An 18,119-nucleotide genomic window follows, 5' to 3' on the forward strand; every position below is an offset into this window, starting at 1 on the left:
TCCTTACAACATGGGTCGTCCCGACTACGGACGCGCCCATTACGCGCTCAAATGCCGTCCCTCATCGCGCTAGCGCGCATGGTGGTCGACGGGGTCGATCGTGACACGAGGTTTCATCATGATCCGCTCACTAGGCTATCATATTCGGCCGCGGCGACCGAAAGACCCGGGTAACGTTTATTCTTTGCCGTTCGCGTGCCGCACGCGCTCGAGCAGAGGTAGGCGCCGCGGCCAGGCTGCCGTGGCACGTGGTGCGGATCCGCCGACCATGCGGTCCCCCGGCGAACGAACCGCTGCAGTGCTTGCTGCGGGTAGCGTTTGCGACAACCCACGCACTGCCGAACCGGCTGCACCAGCCGCTACGATCCTTCTTCCGGTCCAAGACGCTCGCGGCGGAACTCCTCGAGCTTCCGGATGAGATCCGCGTCGATATCGACACCATCGCTGTCGTCGGCTGCCGCTACCGGTTCCGAAGCCTCGGCAGGCGTTTCGTCGGCGGTGCGCTCGGCGCGTTCGACCAGATATCGATCGCGCGCTTCAGCGGATTCGCTTTCGCTGGCGATGTCGAGGCGCCAGCCGGTCAATCTTGCCGCGAGGCGCACGTTTTGCCCATCGCGTCCGATCGCCAACGAGAGTTGGTAATCGGGCACGATGACGAGCGCGACGCCATCGTCTTCAAACAACTCGACTTCGACGACTTTGGCCGGCGCCAGCGCCTTCATGATGAACGAATCGTGATCGCTCGAATACGGAATAACGTCGATCTTCTCGCCACGTAAGTTATCGGTAACGTTCGCAATGCGGCTCGACTTCGGACCTAAGCATGCTCCGACGGGATCGACTTCTGGACGGTTGCTTTTCACGGCGACCTTCGAACGGCTACCGGCTTCGCGTGCGATGGCCATGATCTCGACGGTGCCGTCGGCGATCTCCGGAACCTCGAGCTCCATCAATCGCTGCACCAATCCCTCGGCGGTGCGCGACAGAATAACTTGCGGTCCTCGCGGCGAACGTTTGACGTCGAGCACGTACGCGCGGATAAAATCGTTGATGCGATACGACTCGCCGGGAACTTGCTCGTCGAGGTACATGACCGCTTCGTCGCGGCCTTCCAGCGTAATGAACATGTTGCGCTGCTCGTAGCGTTGGATCGTTCCGGTCACCAAATCGTTGAGCTTACGAACGTATTTGTTGTAGACCGTATCGCGTTCGGCTTCGCGAATGCGCTGTACGATGACTTGCTTGGCGGTCTGCGCGGCGATTCGTCCGAAATCTTTCGGCGTCACTTCTTCGTCGAAGAAATCACCGGACTGGTACGGTTCGCCGGCTTCGCGAACGGAGATCTCGAGTTTGGCATCGGCGACTTCGTCGACGATCGTCCTCCGGTGATACACCTTGTAGGCGCCGCTTTGGCGGTCGACGACCACGATCGCGTTCGATTCGCTGCCGAAATGCCGCTTGTACGCGGTCAGCAACGCTGCTTCCAGCGCTTCGAGCAGCATCTCGAAGGCGATGTTTCGGTCCTTCGCAATCGAGTGCAGGACGTCGATCAAGCGTTCTTCGGGGATCGTTTCAGTCGGCATGTAATTTCTTTCGTTCGCGTTTGGCGCGCTGCAAGTCGGCGCGGGGATCGTATTCGAGGTTGGCGTTGCGGATGGCCGCAAAAGGTACGGGCAGTTCGCCGCTATCGGTGAGTAACAACACCGACTCGCCGCGAAGACCGGCTAGCGTGCCGCGATGCGTCTTGCTGCCGTTGACGGTCAGCGACGTCACGATCTTGGCGCGTTGTCCGGCGAATCGTTCGTAGTCGGCCGGACGCAGCAGCGGACGATCGAGCCCAGCGGATTCGACTTCGAGAGCGTACGGAATGTCGAGGGCCTCCAACGAGCCGTTCAAACGCGCAGCGACTCGCTCGCACAGCGCAATGTCGACGCCGCCTGGCCGATCGATGGTCACTGCGAACGACGTCAAGCGCTGCGTCGTACGAGCCCGCCGTGCCACGATTTCCAACATCGGAAATGCTTGCCCGTCGTGCGCGATCGCGTCGAGTTCCCGTTCGAATGCCGTTTGTAATTCGCTTCCCACGCTGTCCTGAAATAACGAAGCGCGGGACGTGCCCACGCTTTCCTACTGCTTGACCATATCATACCCAAAAGGGTTTCGGGTCGCAAGCCCGCCTTATGGCGCTTGCTCTTTGGTGTAGGGTTCGAGCAATCGCCCTTCGCACGCCACGGTAACGATGCCCTCGACGATCGGCGGGAGCGTTCCGCGCCCGGACGCGCCGCCCACGGCGGCCTGAGTGCCGTTCGGAGGCGCGAAATCGCCGGCATGATAGGCCACGGCGTTGAGCGGATAGCGCACCAGCCAGCCGGTGCACATCGTTGTCGGCCCCGATTTGTGCGCCGCCGTGACCCACATCTCGACCAATCCCTCGGAAGAACCGCCACCGCTCGACCGGTAGATGTACTTCGTTTCGGCCAGCACCTCCGGCGGCGGGGTCGGGCGCAGCGAGCCGTGCAACGAGATTTGCGGCGTGAACTGCTTGGATTGCGGATGCACCGGACCCGACGGCAGCAGGGCGCGGAGGCGAGAGTTGATGTCGGGCACGGGTGCCCGCGTCTTTTGCGGCTTCGGCTCCGGAGCCGGTGACGGCGTGGGCGCGATCTCGACCGGCCGGCGCGGTGCCGGTACCGTCTTGGCGCCCGTGCCGGGGCGCGGTCCGGGCGATCCGACACCCTTCGGCCCGGGACTAGGGGCGGTGCCCGCGGTCTTGGCGACGATGGCGGCGGCGCTGGGTCCCGGGGACGGCACCCCCGCATGCGGGGCCGGGCTGGGCGAGCTATGCTCGGCCGGCGCCGCACTCGGCTGCGGCCGGGCGGTCGCACGAGCAACGGCAGCAGCGGTCGGCACCGCGGTCGCTCGCTGTGACGGGGCCGGGCTGGGCCGCTCGGTCGGAGCAGAGGTCGGGGACGGCGGCTTCGGCGAGCGGCTCGGAACCGGACGTGCGCTTGGAACGGGTGAAGGCGCCGCGCTCGGCTGACGAACGGACACGACGACCGGTCCGATCGTCGGAACCGGGATGGGGGCCGCGGGAGCCGCCTCCTGGGGCTGCACTTCGTAGACGTTTTCGGTGGGTTGCGGCTGCGGCTGAACGTGCTGCTGCGGCACCGGGCGGGGATTCGGCGGCGCCTTACGGTCTTGTTTGGCCAGCTCGTGCCGGTTTTGCGGAAGGCGCTGCGTTTGCGGCTGCGTTATCGGCGCGTGCTGCAGCGGCGCAACGCGCGTGACGTGCGGCGGCACGGGAACGGCGAGCGCGACTTCTTTACGGCTGGCCGTCACGGCGGGCACGCGCTGCTCGACGGTAACGATCGTACCGCCTTCAACGTTCTCGGTCGCGCCTTCTTGCGACGAGCTTGCGATCACGCTCACGAGCAACAGCGCCAGCAGCGCATGTAAAACGATCGATCCAATCGTGCCGGCGGCCAGGCGCTCGCGATAGCGCGGATCTCGCGGATCGCGTTCGAACATTAGCGGCCTTTACTTGCGCTTAACTCTTCGCAGGAGCCTGCCTTCCCGCGCGCAAGGCAACGCCCCCATGGAACCCGCCGTACGCAAACGCACGAAAATCGTCGCGACCATCGGACCGGCGTCACGCGAACCGGCGATCATGCGCTCGTTGTTCGTCAGCGGCGCCAACGTGCTGCGATTAAATTTCTCGCACGGCCGCCCGGAAGAGCACGCCGAGGTGATTCGAGATGCGCGCGCCATCGCCGCCGATTTGGGCATGCAAATTGCGCTGCTGCAAGATTTGCCCGGACCGAAAGTCCGAACCGGACCGTTGGCAGACGGCGTCGCTTCGGTGCGTCTCGAAAAAGGTGCGCCGTTCGTCGTCACCATCGAGAGCATTCCCGGCACGGCCGAACGCGTGTCGACCACCTATCAAGACTTGCCGGCCGACGTTACCGTCGGCAACCGGCTGTATCTGCAAGACGGCGTCATCGTTCTTCGAATCGTTGCGAAAACTGCAACCGAAATCGAAACGATCGTCGAGTTCGGCGGCTCTCTGCGTTCCAGCCAAGGCATCAACTATCCGGACGGCACGCTCAACGTACCGTCGGTCACGCAGCGCGATCTCGACTATCTCGAATTCGGTCTGCAGCAAGGAGTCGACTTCGTCGCGCTGTCGTTCGTTCGCAGCGCGGCCGACGTCGCACGCGCCCGGGCATTCATGGCCGAGCGCGGCAAACGAGTGCCGATCATCGCCAAGATCGAAAAACACGAAGCGCTCGACGATCTCGCCAATATCATTCGCGCGGCAGACGGCATCATGGTAGCGCGCGGCGATCTCGGTATCGAGATACCGATCGAAACCGTGCCCGGCGTGCAGAAGCGTATCATCGCCGAGTGCAATCGCGCCAGCAAACCGGTCGTCACCGCCACGCAAATGCTTGAATCGATGATCGGTGCACCGCGGCCGACGCGTGCCGAAGCGAGCGATGTCGCCAATGCGATTCTGGATGGAACCGATGCCGTGATGCTATCCGGTGAAACTGCGATCGGGCTGTACCCGACCGAAGCCGTACGCACGATGGCGGAAATCGCACGCGAAGCCGAACGCGGCTATCCGCACGCGACCTTGCGCGACCGGCGCCTAGAAGACATGGAACCCACGGTCGCCGCGTCGCTAGCCGAAGCTGCAACGCGCGCCAGCGCGGAACTGAACATCCCGTATATCGTCACCGGAACGACGACCGGCAACACGGCACATCAAATCGCCGCCTTTCGTCCGCAGGCGCGGATCATCGCGCTCACGCCCGATCCGACCGTCGCGCGCCGGCTCGCACTGCTGTGGGGCACCGAGTCGTTGATCATCGATACGTACAGCTCGTTCGACGTACTGCTCTACATGACCGAACGCGAGATGTTGCGCGAAGGATTAGTCAGTACGGGCGATTTTATTGCGTTTACGACCGGCATGCCGGTCGGCGCGGGCGGCACGAACGTTCTCAAGATCCATCAGATCGCCTGAACGGACGCCGGTAAGCAGCGTGCCCGCGTGCGCCAACGCTGCGTCGTGCGTTTCCCCCGAGAGCATTCGCGCCAACTCGGCGATGCGTTGCTCGTCGCTGGAAAGTTCTTCGACGGTGATTTCGGTGCGGCCACGCGTTTCATGTTTGCGTAACGCGTAATGCCGGCCGGCCCAGGCCGCCAACTGTGCCAAGTGGGTGACGCAAACGACCTGTCCTCCGCGCGCCAATCGCCCGATGCGCGCGCCTACCGCGCCGCCGGTCGCACCGCCGATGCCGGCGTCGATTTCATCGAAGATCAATGCCGCCGTTGCATCCCGCTCGGCGGCCAACGCTGCGATCATCGCGAGTAGCACGCGCGAACGTTCGCCACCGGACGCGATGCGGGCGAGCGGCCGCGGCGTTTCGCCCACATTGGCGGCGAAGAGCAGTTCGGCGCGTTCGGCTCCGCGAACGCCGGGTTCATCCAGCGCACGCAGCGCCACCTCGATCGAACCGGATGCGAGCGCGAGGTCGGCAAATTCGTCCTTCACATTGCGTGCGAGTCGGGTAGCCGCATCGCGCCGAAGCTGCGAAAGCGTCGCGGCAACTGCGACCGCTTCGCGCGATAGCGTCACGATCCGTTCGCGCAGTTGGGTGGCGCCCGCGCCGCCTTTTTCGTAGCCGTCGAGCGTGTCTCGCGCGGAACGCGCGCGTTCCAATACGGCATCCAGCGTTCCACCGTATTTTCGCTTGAGCCGTTCGAGCTCGTCTAAACGCTCTTCGATGCGTTCGAGCTCTTCCGGATCGCCTTCGCCGTCGTCTCGCACCGCGCTCACGTCGCCGGCTAAATCGGTCGCGTCGGCTTGCAATGCATTCGCACGCGTAACCAGCGTTTCGAAGCGTTCGCCGTAGGTAGCGAACGGCGACAGCGCTGCGACGGCATCGCCGATCGAATCGGACGCTCCGCCGTCGCCCGACCCTAACCGCGCGGCAGCCGTCGCGAGCGCTTCATCGATACGTCGCGCGTCCAGCAGATATCGCTGTCGCTCGTGCGCGCGATCGTCCTCACCGAGTTGCGGAGCGGCGCGTTCGATTTCGTCGATGGCGTAGCGCGCATCTTCGAGCGCGCGCGCGATTTCGCGCGCGTCGGTTTCGAAGCGTTCGAGCCGCCGCAATGCAACGTCACGCTCGCCGATGATACGCGCGAGGCGTTCCCGCGCCGCCAGCGCATCGGGTCCGGCAAAACGGTCGAGCAAATCTTCGTGATATGCCGGCGAGAGCAGACGCTGGGCTTCGTGCTGACCGACGATCTCTGCAATCGTCGCGCCGATCTCGCGAACGACCGCGGCCGTCGCCGTGCGCCCGTTCAGGCGCACGCTACTGCGGCCACCGGAACCGGCTTCGCGTTCGATCGTCGCGTCCTCATCGGGATCGAGTTCGAAACCGCCGGTCGCCAATTGCGCGCGCAGTTCGGGAGTCGGATCGAAGCGCAACGTTACGAGCGTTCGTGCCCCGGCACGTCCCAGCGCATCGCCCGGTCCGCGCGCACCCAACGCAAAGTCGAGCGCGGCCAGCAGCATAGTCTTTCCGGAACCGGTTTCTCCGGTGAAAATCGTCGCGCCGCTCGAGAAATCGACCGCCGCACTGGCGATCAGACCGAAGTTTTCAATTTCCAGACGCCGCAACATGCGTCGATCTCGCTACCGGCGCGAGCTTTTGATCGAAACGCCCCACAACATTTTTTCTTCGAGGCGCTCGAAGAAGCGTAGCGGCGCGAGACGCGCGAAGCGCACGCTCTTCGGGTGGCGGCGCACGAGAACGCTGGTGCCCGGCTCCACGTCGGACAGGACGTCGCCGTCGCATTCGAGATGCGCTTGCGCGATTTCGGAATCGCACGAAATCTCTACGTGCGAGCGGCTAGGCACGATCAACGGCCGTGAAAATAGCGTGTGCGGTAACAACGGCGCAACGCCGAAGGCCTCGACCCGTGGTGAAATCAACGAGCCGCCCGCAGACAAGAAATACGCCGTCGAGCCGGTCGGTGTCGCCACGCAGATACCGTCGGCAGGAATGCTGACGATCGTTTCGCCGTCGAAGCGCAGTCCGAAAGGAACGACTCGCGAGACCTCACCTTTGCGCACCACCACGTCGTTGAGGGCGAAATACGACCGTTCGGCGTAGGACGCTTCGAGTGCGAGACGCTCTTCCAGGTACAATCCGCGCTCGACGGCCGCCGGCAGATCGTCGATGGCCGGATCGTCGGCGTCGAACTCCGTCAAAAAGCCGAGACGCCCGGTATTGATTCCTAACACCGGCGTATCGTGCACGATCGCGCGGCGGGCCGCGCGTAGCAGCGTGCCGTCGCCGCCGACCGTTATCAGCAGTGCCGCGTCTTGCGGATCGCCGTCATCCGGCGCGAATCCAAGTTCGCCGTGCCGTTCGTTCGAAAGCGTTACGGCGAAACCGTGTGCGCGAAAATCTGATGCCACACGAGCTGCGATAACGCGCGCGTGTTCGCGCGCGACGTCGACGTACAACGCGACGAGTTTCCGCTCGACCGACAGCATGCGATTCACTCCAGCGGTGCTCCCGATACGATACGGTCGACGTCATCTTCTGCGAAGGGCGTACCGTCGAGACGCACGCGCATGAAGAACTCACGATTCCCGGCCGGTCCAAGGAGCGGCGACGCGACCAAGGCAACCGGAACGAGTCGAAGCTGGACGATAGCATCGCGCGTTTCGAACAGCACCGCGCGATGCACCGCCGGATCGCGTACGACGCCGCCCGAACCGAGCCGGTCGCGGCCTGCTTCGAACTGCGGCTTGACCAAACAGACGGCATCGGCTCCGGCGCGCAGCTCGCGAGCGGCTCGTTTGAGGATCGTGCGAATCGAAATGAACGATGCGTCGACCACGATGAGGTCGAAACCGCCGTCGAACGCATCGTCCGGGAGCAAGCGAAAGTTCGTGCGCTCCATGACGGTCACGCGCGGATCGCCGCGTAAGCGCCAGTCGAGTTGGCCGTATCCGACATCCACTGACGTCACATGGGTGGCACCGCGCTGCAGCAGGCAGTCGGTAAACCCGCCGGTCGACGCGCCGACATCGAGCGCCTGCGCGCCGCGCACGTCGAGTTCGAACGCCTCGAGCGCGGCTTCGAGTTTTTCGCCGCCGCGGCTGACGTAGCGCCGGGGGTGCTCGATCTCGATGGCGGCATCGGCCGGCGTCGGATGACCGGCTTTGGTCGCCACCGCACCGTCGACCCGCACGCGAGCTTCCATAATGAGACTGCGCGCCTGCGAGCGCGTCATGCCCGTACGTTCCGACACTGCGGCATCGAGTCGTGTCCGCGCCGGCCGGCTCGCGGCCTTATCCGGCAGACGGCTCCTCTCGTCCGGCCCGGTCGATCTGCTCTTGCGCGCTCTTGAGCAACGTTTCGCATTCGCGCGACAACGTTTTGCCTTCTTTGAACAGTTCGGTCGCCCGCTGCAGCTCGACCGTGCCGGACTCGAGCTGTTTCACGATCGCATCGATTCGTGCGAGCTTTGCTTCAAACGTTTCGGGCAGCGCGTCAGCCATCGTCGTTCACCGCTTCCACGCGCGCGGCGAGGGTTCCGCGTTCTAACCGCGCGACGATCGCATCGCCGGGGCGCAGCGAAGACGCGTCGCGAACCGCCCGCCCCCCGGCGCTCACAATGGCGTAGCCGCGCGTCAGCGGCGCCAGCGGATCGCATACGGCCAGCGCGGCGAACGCATTCTGGAGCCGCATCGCGGCAGCATTAGAACGGCGATCACCGGCGCGATTCAGCGCGCTTTCGCTGTCGGCCAGCCTTCGCACGCTTGCGCTGAGTTGCCCGCGTATGGCCGAATCGAGGCGGGCGCTTAATCTAAAAGTTCGCGCGCTGTTGTCAACTAGGACCTGGCGCGGGCTGAGCCGCTCGAGCCTAGCGTCCATTTCCGAAAACGATGCGCGTTTAGATTCGATGATGCGCAGCACAGCGCGTTCCCCCTGAAACGAACGCGTCTCAATCCATTGAAAGTGGCGTGCCACGATCTCGCGCAACGCGCTCTCAAGATTCTGAATTCGACGGGTGAGGGTGTCCTGAGCCAACAGCCACGCATGCGCGATGAAGGCAGCCGCCTTCGAAGGTGTCCCGAAGACGCGGTCGGCCACCTCGTCTGCTAGATGACGATCCGGCTCATGGCCAATCGCCGTTATCACCGGAACGCGCGCTCGAAGGATGGCTCGGACGACTGGTTCGAGATTGAAAGGGAACAAGTCGGCGTACGTTCCACCGCCGCGCGCCAAGACGATTGCATCGATGTCATACGAACCGGCGCGATCCAACGCGTCGGCAATGTCGATTTCAGCGCCCTCGCCCTGCACGCGCGTCTCAACCAGCACAACTCGCACGGCGGGAACTTCCTCGCGCAAGGTCTTTAGGAAGTCTTGGGCTCCTTTACCATCCTTGGCCGTTACTAGGGCAACCCGGCGGATCGGCAGCGCAATTGCACGCTTGCGTTCGTCCTCGAATAGACCTTCGTCGATAAACTTTTTCTTTAGGCGCTCGTAGCGTAAGAATAGTTCGCCCAAACCTGTCAGCTCGATGGACTCGACGTCTAGGCTGAATGCGCCCCGATCGCGGTAGATTCCGAGTTTACCCACGACGATGACCGAATCGCCGTTCTTGATATCCGGTAATTTGAGCCGAACGCTGCTCCAGGCGACGCAGGAGATAATCGCGCGATTTTCTTTTAAGTCAAAGCGCAAAGCTCCGTCGCGCGATACCTTTACCTCAGAAACCTCTCCTCTAACGCCAATAGGATTGAACCACGGTCGATCGTTGAACCATTTAGCGATGTAATTGACGATCTCTCCGACGGTGCGAACCGGATAGTCGCGTTCGCCGTTCTCGATCACGGCGAAGGCGACATCTGCGGAGCTTCGGTTGCGCGATCGATCGGCGATAGTGACGGCAGCGGCGCTTCGGTTGCGCGAGGATCGAGCGTGGCATACGGCGCGGCTTCGCCGTTGGACGCATCTTCGACGCTGCCACACGACGGTTCGGTTCCGCGAAGGTAATATTCGTAGCCGCCGCCGCATCCGGCCGACTTCGCGAGCTCATCGGTGGGGACGGTGAAATCGTGCGGAGGCGTTGTCGCCAAAGCGGCTTTCATAAAACGCGCCCATATACGCGCCGGCACGTTGCCGCCGTACGATTCGTTCATTTGCGTATAGTCGTCGTTGCCGAGCCACACAGCGGTGACGAGATCCGGCGTGAAACCGACGAACCACGCGTCTCGGAAGTTCGAGGTCGTTCCGGTCTTGCCGGCGGCCGGCCGGCCGATGATCGCGTTCGGATAGCCCGTGCCCTTGTTGATTACGTCCTCCAACATCGAGGTAACGATGTAGGCGGTCCCGGCGCTCACTACGTCGGTGGCTTGCGGGTAGCGTTCGTCGAGCACGACGCTTCCCAACGAATCCTTGACGACACGAAACGGCGTCGGGTCGACGTGCAGACCTTGATTGGCGAGCGTCGAGTAGCCGCTGGCCTGATCCAATACCGAAACCACCGACGAACCCAGCGCCAGCGACAAATTGGCGTCGAGTTGCGACGTGACACCCATACGGTGCGCGTATTCGATCACGCGATCGACACCGACGCGTTCGGCGAGTTTCACCGCAACGACGTTGCGCGACTGGGTCAGCGCGTAACGCAACGTGATGTCGCCCAAGTAGCGCCCGTCATCGTCGTACGGCGACCAACGCGTGCCGTCGCCCATCGGGTAACTGACCGGCGTGTCGGCGACCGTCGCAGAGGCCGGTATGCCGGAGTCGATCGCAGCGGTATACACGTATGCTTTGAAGGAGGAACCCGGCTGACGTTTTGCCTGCCACGCGCGGTTGAACTGATTTTTTAGCGAAAACCCCGTGCCGCCCACCATCGCGAGGATCTCTCCGGTCGACGGACGGATCGCGACCAAGGCAGCTTGATGGGCGTCGATGCCGCTGCTCAGTGCTTGATTCACGCCCCAATCGATGGCGTCTTGCGCGGCACGCTGCATGCGCGGATCGAGCGTCGTGCTCACCTGCAATCCGCCTTGCTCGACGGCGTTGACGCCAAACGTTCGCTCGAGCTGCGCGATCGCGTACGTTGTGAAGTACGGATATGCGTAACTCTGTAAGCCCTCGACTCGCTGTGGAATAAGCTCGAGCGGCGCTTCATATGCGGATTCGGCTTGTTCCTGCGAGATGAAGCCACTCTCGGCCATGCGCTGCAGAACGTGCCGTTGGCGTTCGCGCGCGAGCTGCATATTGACGAACGGCGAATAGTCGGAAGGGGCTGCGACGACGCCGGCCAGCATGGCGGCTTGCTGCACGCTGACGCTGCGGATCGAGCGGCCAAAATACGTATGCGCCGCAGCATCGACGCCGTACGCGCCGGCGCCGAGATAAATGATGTTGAGATAACGCTCGAGGATCTCGTCTTTGGTGTAGAAGCGCTCGATCTCCATCGCCAGCAGCGCTTCTTCGATCTTTCGCGAGAGGGTCGGTTCGTCGTTGAGAAACAAGCGGCGCGCCAACTGTTGGGTGATGGTCGACGCACCCTGCATCTGCTGGTGCGTTAGATCGGCATACGCGGCGCGAACGATACCGCCGAAATCGACGCCGTGATGGCTGTAAAAATTATGGTCCTCGTTGGCGATGAACGCGTCGCGGGCGATTGCCGGAATTTGCGACAGCGGCGTCCAGACGCGATTCTCGCGATAGACCGACGCAAGCGGCGTGCCGTCACGCGCGAACAAACGCGTGGCACTCGCGGGCTGATAGTCGGCCATGCGTCCGATATCGGGAAGATTGCGTGCGTACGCCGCGACGATGCCGGCGATCGTGCCGGCAGCAAACAGCACGATCATCAACAGGGCGATCGCGGCTCCCCGCAGCAGCCCCCAAAAGCTCCGCCGTTTACGGCGTTTCGGCATCGACCCCGGCCGCGCGGTTGCGAGCGACCGCGTTGAGCACGCCGTTGACGAACTTGCCGGAATCCTCGGTCGAAAACCGTTTGGCCAGTTCGACGGCTTCGTTGATCGCAACGGCGGTCGGGATATCGGATCGGCACTCCAACTCGTAGGTGCCCATCTGAATCAGCAGACGATCGATGGCGGGCAATCGGTCGATGGCCCAGCCTTCGAGCAGCGGTTGCACGATCGCATCAGCCCGGTCGCGAAAATCCAACGTTCCCAACACTAACTCACGAACGAAAATTCGGTGCTCGGCGTTCTCTCCGTCGTCGCCGACCTCGGACAACGCATCGGACGGATCGCGGCTGCCGATCTCAACCGAGTACAACGCTTTGAGGGCTTGCTCGCGCCCGATTCTCCGCGCCGGCACGTCAGTGCACCGCCCGGGCGTACGCAGGGAGAAAACCGATATCGTAGCGGCCAGATCGAAACTCCGGCGTCCGCAGCAATTCCTGACACACCCCGACGGTCGTTCGAACGCCTTCGATCACCGTTGCCGAAAGGGCGCGTTCCATGCGCTCGATGGCCGCCTCGCGGGACGTTCCGAACGCCACGATCTTTGCCAGCATCGAATCGTAATACGGCGGGATCGTCGCGCCGGCGAACATGTGCGTGTCGACCCGCACGTCCGGTCCGGAGGGTAACACGAGCCGCGTCAGCGTGCCGCATTGCGGCGCGAAGTTGGCGTTTGCGTCTTCGGCATTGATACGGCATTCGATCGCGTGTCCGCGCGGCACAATGTCAGTCTGCCGCAAGCCCAGCGGCGCGCCGGAGGCGATCAGAATTTGTTCGCGCACGAGGTCGACTTCGTAAACCATCTCGGTTACCGGATGCTCGACTTGGATGCGCGTGTTCATCTCCATAAAGTACGCTTCGTCGCCCGCGCACAAAAACTCGAGCGTACCGGCATTGGTGTAACGCACGTGTTGGCACGCCCGCACGGCCATTTCATACAACGACGCTCGCACGCCGTCGGCGAGGTGCGGCGCCGGAGATTCTTCGATCAGCTTTTGATGCGACGGCTTTTGCATCGAACAATCGCGCTCGCCCAAGTGGATGATGTTTCCGAGATCGTCGCCGAGCACTTGGATCTCGATGTGGCGCGGGTTGGCGATCAAGCGCTCGAGGTAGACGCGCCCGTCTTTGAAACTGGCTTCCGCTTCGGCCGTGGCCGAGGTAAACGCGCGTTCCAGATCGGCCTCGCGGTCGACCACGCGCATACCCTTACCACCGCCACCGGCGGTCGCCTTGATCAACACCGGATAGCCGATTGCCGCAGCGGCTTTAGCGGCGTCCGCGAGGGTTGCAACGATTCCGCTGCCGGGAGTCGTCGCAACGCCGGCCTCTTGCATCACGCGTTTGGCCGTTGCTTTGTCGCCCATGGCAGCGATCACTTCGGGCCGCGGACCGATAAACGTCAGTCCGTGATCGGCGCAGATTTCGGCGAATCGCGCATTTTCTGCGAGAAACCCATAGCCCGGATGCACCGCGTCGCAGCCGGTGATCAACGCCGTCGAAATGATGTTCGGAATGTTGAGATACGAACGCGCGACCGGTCCCGGTCCGACGCAGAACGCCTCATCGGCTTGCGCGACGTGCTCGGACTCGCGGTCCGCTTCAGAAAATACCGCAACGGTAGCGACGTCCAATTCGCGGCACGCGCGTTCGACCCGGACCGCTATCTCGCCGCGGTTGGCGATTAGGACCTTGCGAAAGATTGCCTTATCCTCGATCGAGCAAGAACAGCGGCTGACCGTATTCGACCGGCAATCCGTCGCCGGCCGCGATAGCAACGATTCGTCCGCCGCCGAGACTGTGAACCGCGTTGCGAATGCCCAGCGCTTCGATGTACGCCAACTCGCGATCGGCAGCGAAGGACTCGCCGGCCGCCGGAGCAGGCTTTGCGAGCCGGAAGATGCCGACCACGTCGGCGCGGATCGTATCGACGCGTTCGGCTTGGGGCGGTGCGGACATCCCGGCGGCGCTTCGCGCGCTACGGCCGAGTTCGATATGCGCCTCGCCACGTTCGATCCGCAACGAAACGATGTCGGAAGCTGCCAAGAACTCGGCGAGCCGGCGGATACGATCGGCTCCATACGCGTCCTGAGGCATGGCCGTTAGGCTTCCGCCCGCCATTGACGAGACCCTCGGCGGCACCAGCGGCGCGACGGTTGCCAGCTCTTCCGGCGGCAGAGCGTCTCGATCTGGCGCGTACGCCGGATCGATCTCGGCCAGCGGCACCAACACGAACGCGCGCTCGCGCAGTCGTGGGTGGGGCAACACAAGCGCTCCCACGGACCGCACGTCGTCGAACGTGAGGACGTCCAGGTCGATCGCTCGTGCCCCCCATCGCGCGCCCGGCCGGCGACCCAACCGGCGTTCCAACGACTGCAGCGCGCGGAGAAACGGAACCGGATCGAGATCGGTTCGCAGCGCGACCACCGCGTTGATAAAGTCGGGCTGGTCGATTCCGCCCCACGGTTTGGTGCGATACAACTGCGACCGCACGTCGACCGCTCCCAACTCACCAAGTGCCGCGATCGCGCGCTCGATGGTCGCGGCGGCGTCGCCGAGATTCGCTCCCAGACCGACGTACGCGCGGTGAGCGCCTATGGGTCGCGCCTCCGGGACAGCGTCACGGCCGGCGTCGCGCCGTCGAGGATATCGGGCTTGGCAACCGTCACCTCCGCCGACAAGACGCGTGGATCTTCCAAGACGGCGTCGATCAGTGCGGCTGCCAGACGTTCGAGTAGCGCGAACGACGTTTCGGCGACAATCGATACGAGGCGCCGATGCAACGCATCGTAATCGATCGTGTCGGCAAGATCGTCGGACGCCGCCGCCGCGGTGAGATCGGCATCGATCGAAACGCTGAGGTCGAACGGTGCGGGGGTCTCGCGTTCGTGTGGAAATACACCGTGCCGGCCGTATGCTCGAATGCCGCTCAGCGTTATCCGACCCACCCCGCCGGCCTCCAATCGCGCAACGTTGCATCGGCCACTCGCAGCGCCTGCGAGGCCGCCGCGACGTCGTGCACGCGAACGACGTCCACACCGCCGACGACGGCTAGCACGTTGGCGGCAGTAGTACCGAACAGTCGCAAATGCGCGTCCTCACCGGTTAGCTTGCCGATCGTACTCTTCCGCGACCACCCGATCAGCGTTGGATAGCCGAGCGCGACGATGCGCGAGACGTTTTGCAACACGGCGATATTGTGATCCGCGGTCTTACCGAATCCGATCCCCGGATCGAGCCAAATACGCTCGCGAGCGATTCCTCGCGCTAACGCTCGTTCCACACAATCGAGTAAAAATGCGATGACGCTGTCGACCACATCGCCGTCGTACTGCGTTCCCACTTGATTGTGCATCGCGACGATCGGAACGGCGAACTCAGCGGCAACATCGAGCAGCTCGTCCGGCGCGCCCCACACCGAGTTGATCGCATCGGCGCCGGCGGCGCACGCCGCGCGCGCGACGCCCGGCTTGTACGTATCGATGGAAATCGGTGCCAAGGGACAGCGCAGTCGAATCGCGCGAATCGCGGGTAACACTCGACCGAGTTCGACGGACTCATCGATGGGCAAATAGCCCGGTCGCGTCGATTCACCGCCGATGTCGAGCAGGTCGGCTCCAGCCAACCATAAGCGTTCGGCATGCGCCGCAAGGTCGTCGGGGTCGGTTAAACCGTCTCCGGAAAACGAATCGGGCGTCGCGTTGACGATGCCCATGACGTAGCTTCGACTTCCCCAATCGAAGCGCCGCGATCGCAGCTCGAGCGGCGGAGGATCAATGCGCACCGGACGCCGCACACCCATCGCGTAGCCATGCATCGCGCAACTCGGCTACGAGGAACGTCGAACCGGTTACGACCACGACGTCGCCGCTCGTGGCGCGCCGCCGCGCCGTTGCAAAGGCGTCTGCGGCGGGCTCGACGGCATCGGCCGTCATGCCCGCCGAACGAGCCATCGCGGCTAGCGCATGCGCGTCGACGGCGGTGCGTCCCTCGGTTGAAAAACGAGTCGTGACGGCGTCGGTACCGGCCGTTGCCAACTGTTCTAAGATGTGTGGCGCGTCTTTGCTTTCACCTACCGCCAATACGTAGACGATGCGCCGGTCCGGGAAAAGATCGCGTAACGAAGCGGCCAGATACGACGCCTTCTCGACGTTGTGCGCGATGTCGTAGACCAACGTAACGCCGCCGTCGGCGAACATCTCCATGCGCCCGGGAATAGCGGCCGCCGACAGCCCGCGCTCGACTGCATCCGCGGAGGGTTGTAACGACGTTCGCAATCGTTCGACGATCGCGATCGCCGTGGCGGCGTTCTCTCGTTGAAAGAGCCCGTGTACGGTCAAGCGCACGCGATAGCGGTTGGACGCCGTGATGGCTTCGAACGCTTGCGCCAACGGAGGCTCGGCGCGCATCGGCTGCATCGAAACGACGTCGCGCACGCGTACCATCGGCGCGCCGGCCGCAAGCGCGCACTCTGTCAGCACACGCAACGCTGCCGGGTCGCTTGCAGCCACGACGAGCTGCACGCCGCGTTTTGCGATTCCGCCTTTTTCGCGGGCGATCGCTTCGATCGTGTCGCCCAAAACGTCGGTATGGTCGAATCCTACCGACGTGATCGCCGCCACTTCGGGCTCAACGACGTTGGTGCCATCGAGGCGTCCGCCCAAACCGACCTCGATGACCGCAACGGCCACGCGTTCGCGCGCGAAATGCAAGAATGCCAGGGCGAGCAGCGCTTCGTAGTAGGTCGGGCGGCCATACTCGGGCGTCACGCGGTCGAAAGCCGGCAACATCTCCTCGAAGAGCTCGGCAAAGCGCTCTTGCGATATTTCGGCACCGTCGACGCGCGCGCGTTCGGTCATCGAATGCAAATGCGGTTTGGTATGCAGTCCCGTCGTGTGACCGGCGGCCTGTAGAATCGACGCGACCATCGTCGACGTCGACGTTTTTCCGCTCGTACCCCCGATGTGAACGACCGGATAGGCTCGGTGCGGATCGCCCAGTTCGGCCAGCAACGCGCGCATACGATCGAGTTTGTACGAGGTGCGCGGCGAGAGCGTCTCGCCGATGGTCGATAACAAGTACGCGTGCGCTCGTTCGAACGGCGAAAACGAGCTCATCCGTCGTTGACGCGATCCGACAGCAGTTCGATCGCATGCGGCAGCACGGTAACGATCGCATCCAACGACTCGCCGACCGCCTTCGGACTCCCCGGCAAGTTGACGATCAGCGTGCGATGGCGGACGCCCGCCAGCAACCGCGAGAGCATTGCGGTGCGGACGATCTTCAGAGACTCCGCACGTATCGCTTCGGCGATACCCGGTACTTCGTAATCTAAAATCGCGGCGGTCGCCTGCGGCGTGCGGTCGCGCGGAGAAAGTCCGGTGCCGCCGCTCGTGAGAATGAGGTCGGCCGTTCCGGCGTCGGCGATATCGATCAATTCGGCTTGCAGCTGTGCCGGATCGTCGGGCAGCACGCGTTCCCGTACGACCTCGAACGCGGCGCCCAACTTGGCTTTCATCACCGGGATCGTTGCATCCGGACGCGTTCCCGCAGCGGCGCGATCGGAGAGGACCAGCAACGCCACCCTATACATCCGGCGTCTCGCCATCGCGTCGCCACTTGCCGCTTTTGCCGCCGGTCTTTTCGATCAAATAGGCCGATTCGATCGCGATACTTTTATCGAAGGCTTTGCACATGTCGTAGATCGTCAGCGCGGCGACGGTCGCGGCGACCATGGCCTCCATTTCGACGCCGGTCCGCGCGACCGTGCGCGCGTGCGAGTTGACGTGCAGCGTGCCGTCGCCGTCCCAACGAAATTCGACATGCACCGCCGAAAGCCCGATCGGATGTGCTAACGGAATCAGCGTCGACGTTTGCTTGGCCGCAGCGATGCCGGCCAGCTGCGCCGTAACGAACGGATCGCCCTTCGGGCCAGCGCCGCGCTGCAACGCGTCACGCGCATCCGCGTTCATGCGCACCGTAGCCCGCGCCCGAGCGGAGCGAACCGTTTCCGGTTTTTCCGTGACGTCCACCATGCGCACTCCGGCCGGCGTGAAATGGGTCACTAGCG

At 63.6% G+C, this 18,119-nt stretch carries 18 protein-coding genes; 1 reads left to right on the forward strand and 17 read right to left on the reverse strand.

Going from position 1 to position 18,119, the window contains the following annotated elements; genetic code table 11:
- Positions 1-359: 359 nt before the first annotated feature.
- From nusA to VGF98_07865, 3 genes are read right to left on the reverse strand one after another with little or no spacing between them, the layout of a single operon-like run.
- Positions 360-1,583: a transcription termination factor NusA gene (nusA, locus tag VGF98_07855; GenBank protein HEY1681531.1), complete on the reverse strand. Its 1,224-nt coding sequence runs from the start codon at positions 1,581-1,583 to the stop codon at positions 360-362.
- Positions 1,573-2,121: a hypothetical protein gene (locus tag VGF98_07860; protein HEY1681532.1), complete on the reverse strand. Its 549-nt coding sequence runs from the start codon at positions 2,119-2,121 to the stop codon at positions 1,573-1,575. Before VGF98_07860 ends, nusA begins: the two co-directional genes overlap by 11 nt.
- A 57-nt stretch (positions 2,122-2,178) precedes the next feature.
- Positions 2,179-3,528, reverse strand: coding sequence for a hypothetical protein (locus VGF98_07865; protein HEY1681533.1), 1,350 nt, complete (start codon positions 3,526-3,528; stop codon positions 2,179-2,181).
- A gap of 67 nt (positions 3,529-3,595) precedes the next feature.
- Here VGF98_07865 and pyk point away from each other — a divergent pair, with 67 nt between their 5' ends.
- A complete protein-coding gene (pyk, locus tag VGF98_07870) occupies positions 3,596-5,029 on the forward strand; it encodes a pyruvate kinase (protein HEY1681534.1) in 1,434 nt (477 codons plus the stop codon).
- Here pyk and VGF98_07875 read toward each other — a convergent pair.
- Genes VGF98_07875 through moaC form a run of 14 tightly spaced genes read right to left on the reverse strand, consistent with a single transcriptional unit; the run spans position 4,937 to position 18,114 of the window.
- Positions 4,937-6,697, reverse strand: coding sequence for an AAA family ATPase (locus VGF98_07875; GenBank protein HEY1681535.1), 1,761 nt, complete (start codon positions 6,695-6,697; stop codon positions 4,937-4,939). The genes pyk and VGF98_07875 overlap by 93 nt on opposite strands.
- A gap of 12 nt (positions 6,698-6,709) precedes the next feature.
- Positions 6,710-7,576 carry an NAD(+)/NADH kinase gene (locus VGF98_07880; GenBank protein HEY1681536.1) on the reverse strand — a complete coding sequence of 289 codons (867 nt, stop codon included), beginning with the start codon at positions 7,574-7,576 and terminating at the stop codon, positions 6,710-6,712.
- 5 nt (positions 7,577-7,581) lie between these two features.
- Positions 7,582-8,391 carry a TlyA family RNA methyltransferase gene (locus tag VGF98_07885; protein HEY1681537.1) on the reverse strand — a complete coding sequence of 270 codons (810 nt, stop codon included), beginning with the start codon at positions 8,389-8,391 and terminating at the stop codon, positions 7,582-7,584.
- Complete coding sequence (gene xseB / locus VGF98_07890) at positions 8,381-8,590, reverse strand: exodeoxyribonuclease VII small subunit (GenBank protein ID HEY1681538.1); 210 nt, start codon at positions 8,588-8,590, stop codon at positions 8,381-8,383. Before xseB ends, VGF98_07885 begins: the two co-directional genes overlap by 11 nt.
- Positions 8,583-9,932 carry an exodeoxyribonuclease VII large subunit gene (xseA, locus tag VGF98_07895; protein ID HEY1681539.1) on the reverse strand — a complete coding sequence of 450 codons (1,350 nt, stop codon included), beginning with the start codon at positions 9,930-9,932 and terminating at the stop codon, positions 8,583-8,585. Before xseA ends, xseB begins: the two co-directional genes overlap by 8 nt.
- Complete coding sequence (locus VGF98_07900) at positions 9,929-11,995, reverse strand: PBP1A family penicillin-binding protein (GenBank protein HEY1681540.1); 2,067 nt, start codon at positions 11,993-11,995, stop codon at positions 9,929-9,931. The genes xseA and VGF98_07900 overlap by 4 nt, the downstream gene beginning before the upstream one ends.
- Positions 11,979-12,404: a transcription antitermination factor NusB gene (gene nusB, locus VGF98_07905; GenBank protein ID HEY1681541.1), complete on the reverse strand. Its 426-nt coding sequence runs from the start codon at positions 12,402-12,404 to the stop codon at positions 11,979-11,981. Before nusB ends, VGF98_07900 begins: the two co-directional genes overlap by 17 nt.
- A 1-nt stretch (position 12,405) precedes the next feature.
- Positions 12,406-13,827, reverse strand: coding sequence for an acetyl-CoA carboxylase biotin carboxylase subunit (gene accC / locus VGF98_07910; GenBank protein HEY1681542.1), 1,422 nt, complete (start codon positions 13,825-13,827; stop codon positions 12,406-12,408).
- A complete protein-coding gene (folK, locus tag VGF98_07915; GenBank protein HEY1681543.1) occupies positions 13,757-14,647 on the reverse strand; it encodes a 2-amino-4-hydroxy-6-hydroxymethyldihydropteridine diphosphokinase in 891 nt (296 codons plus the stop codon). Before folK ends, accC begins: the two co-directional genes overlap by 71 nt.
- The gene (gene folB / locus VGF98_07920) at positions 14,644-14,997 is read right to left on the reverse strand and encodes a dihydroneopterin aldolase (protein HEY1681544.1); all 354 of its coding nucleotides are present in this window, start codon (positions 14,995-14,997) and stop codon (positions 14,644-14,646) included. The genes folK and folB overlap by 4 nt, the downstream gene beginning before the upstream one ends.
- Entirely contained in the window at positions 14,985-15,866 is an 882-nt protein-coding gene (gene folP / locus VGF98_07925) for a dihydropteroate synthase (protein ID HEY1681545.1), read from the reverse strand. The genes folB and folP overlap by 13 nt, the downstream gene beginning before the upstream one ends.
- Positions 15,823-17,166: a folylpolyglutamate synthase/dihydrofolate synthase family protein gene (locus VGF98_07930; protein HEY1681546.1), complete on the reverse strand. Its 1,344-nt coding sequence runs from the start codon at positions 17,164-17,166 to the stop codon at positions 15,823-15,825. The genes folP and VGF98_07930 overlap by 44 nt, the downstream gene beginning before the upstream one ends.
- Positions 17,163-17,642: a MogA/MoaB family molybdenum cofactor biosynthesis protein gene (locus VGF98_07935; GenBank protein HEY1681547.1), complete on the reverse strand. Its 480-nt coding sequence runs from the start codon at positions 17,640-17,642 to the stop codon at positions 17,163-17,165. The genes VGF98_07930 and VGF98_07935 overlap by 4 nt, the downstream gene beginning before the upstream one ends.
- The gene (gene moaC, locus VGF98_07940) at positions 17,635-18,114 is read right to left on the reverse strand and encodes a cyclic pyranopterin monophosphate synthase MoaC (GenBank protein HEY1681548.1); all 480 of its coding nucleotides are present in this window, start codon (positions 18,112-18,114) and stop codon (positions 17,635-17,637) included. The genes VGF98_07935 and moaC overlap by 8 nt, the downstream gene beginning before the upstream one ends.
- Between the last annotated feature and the right edge of the window lie 5 nt (positions 18,115-18,119).

Source organism: Candidatus Tumulicola sp. (genome assembly GCA_036490475.1).
GTDB lineage: Bacteria > Vulcanimicrobiota > Vulcanimicrobiia > Vulcanimicrobiales > Vulcanimicrobiaceae > Tumulicola.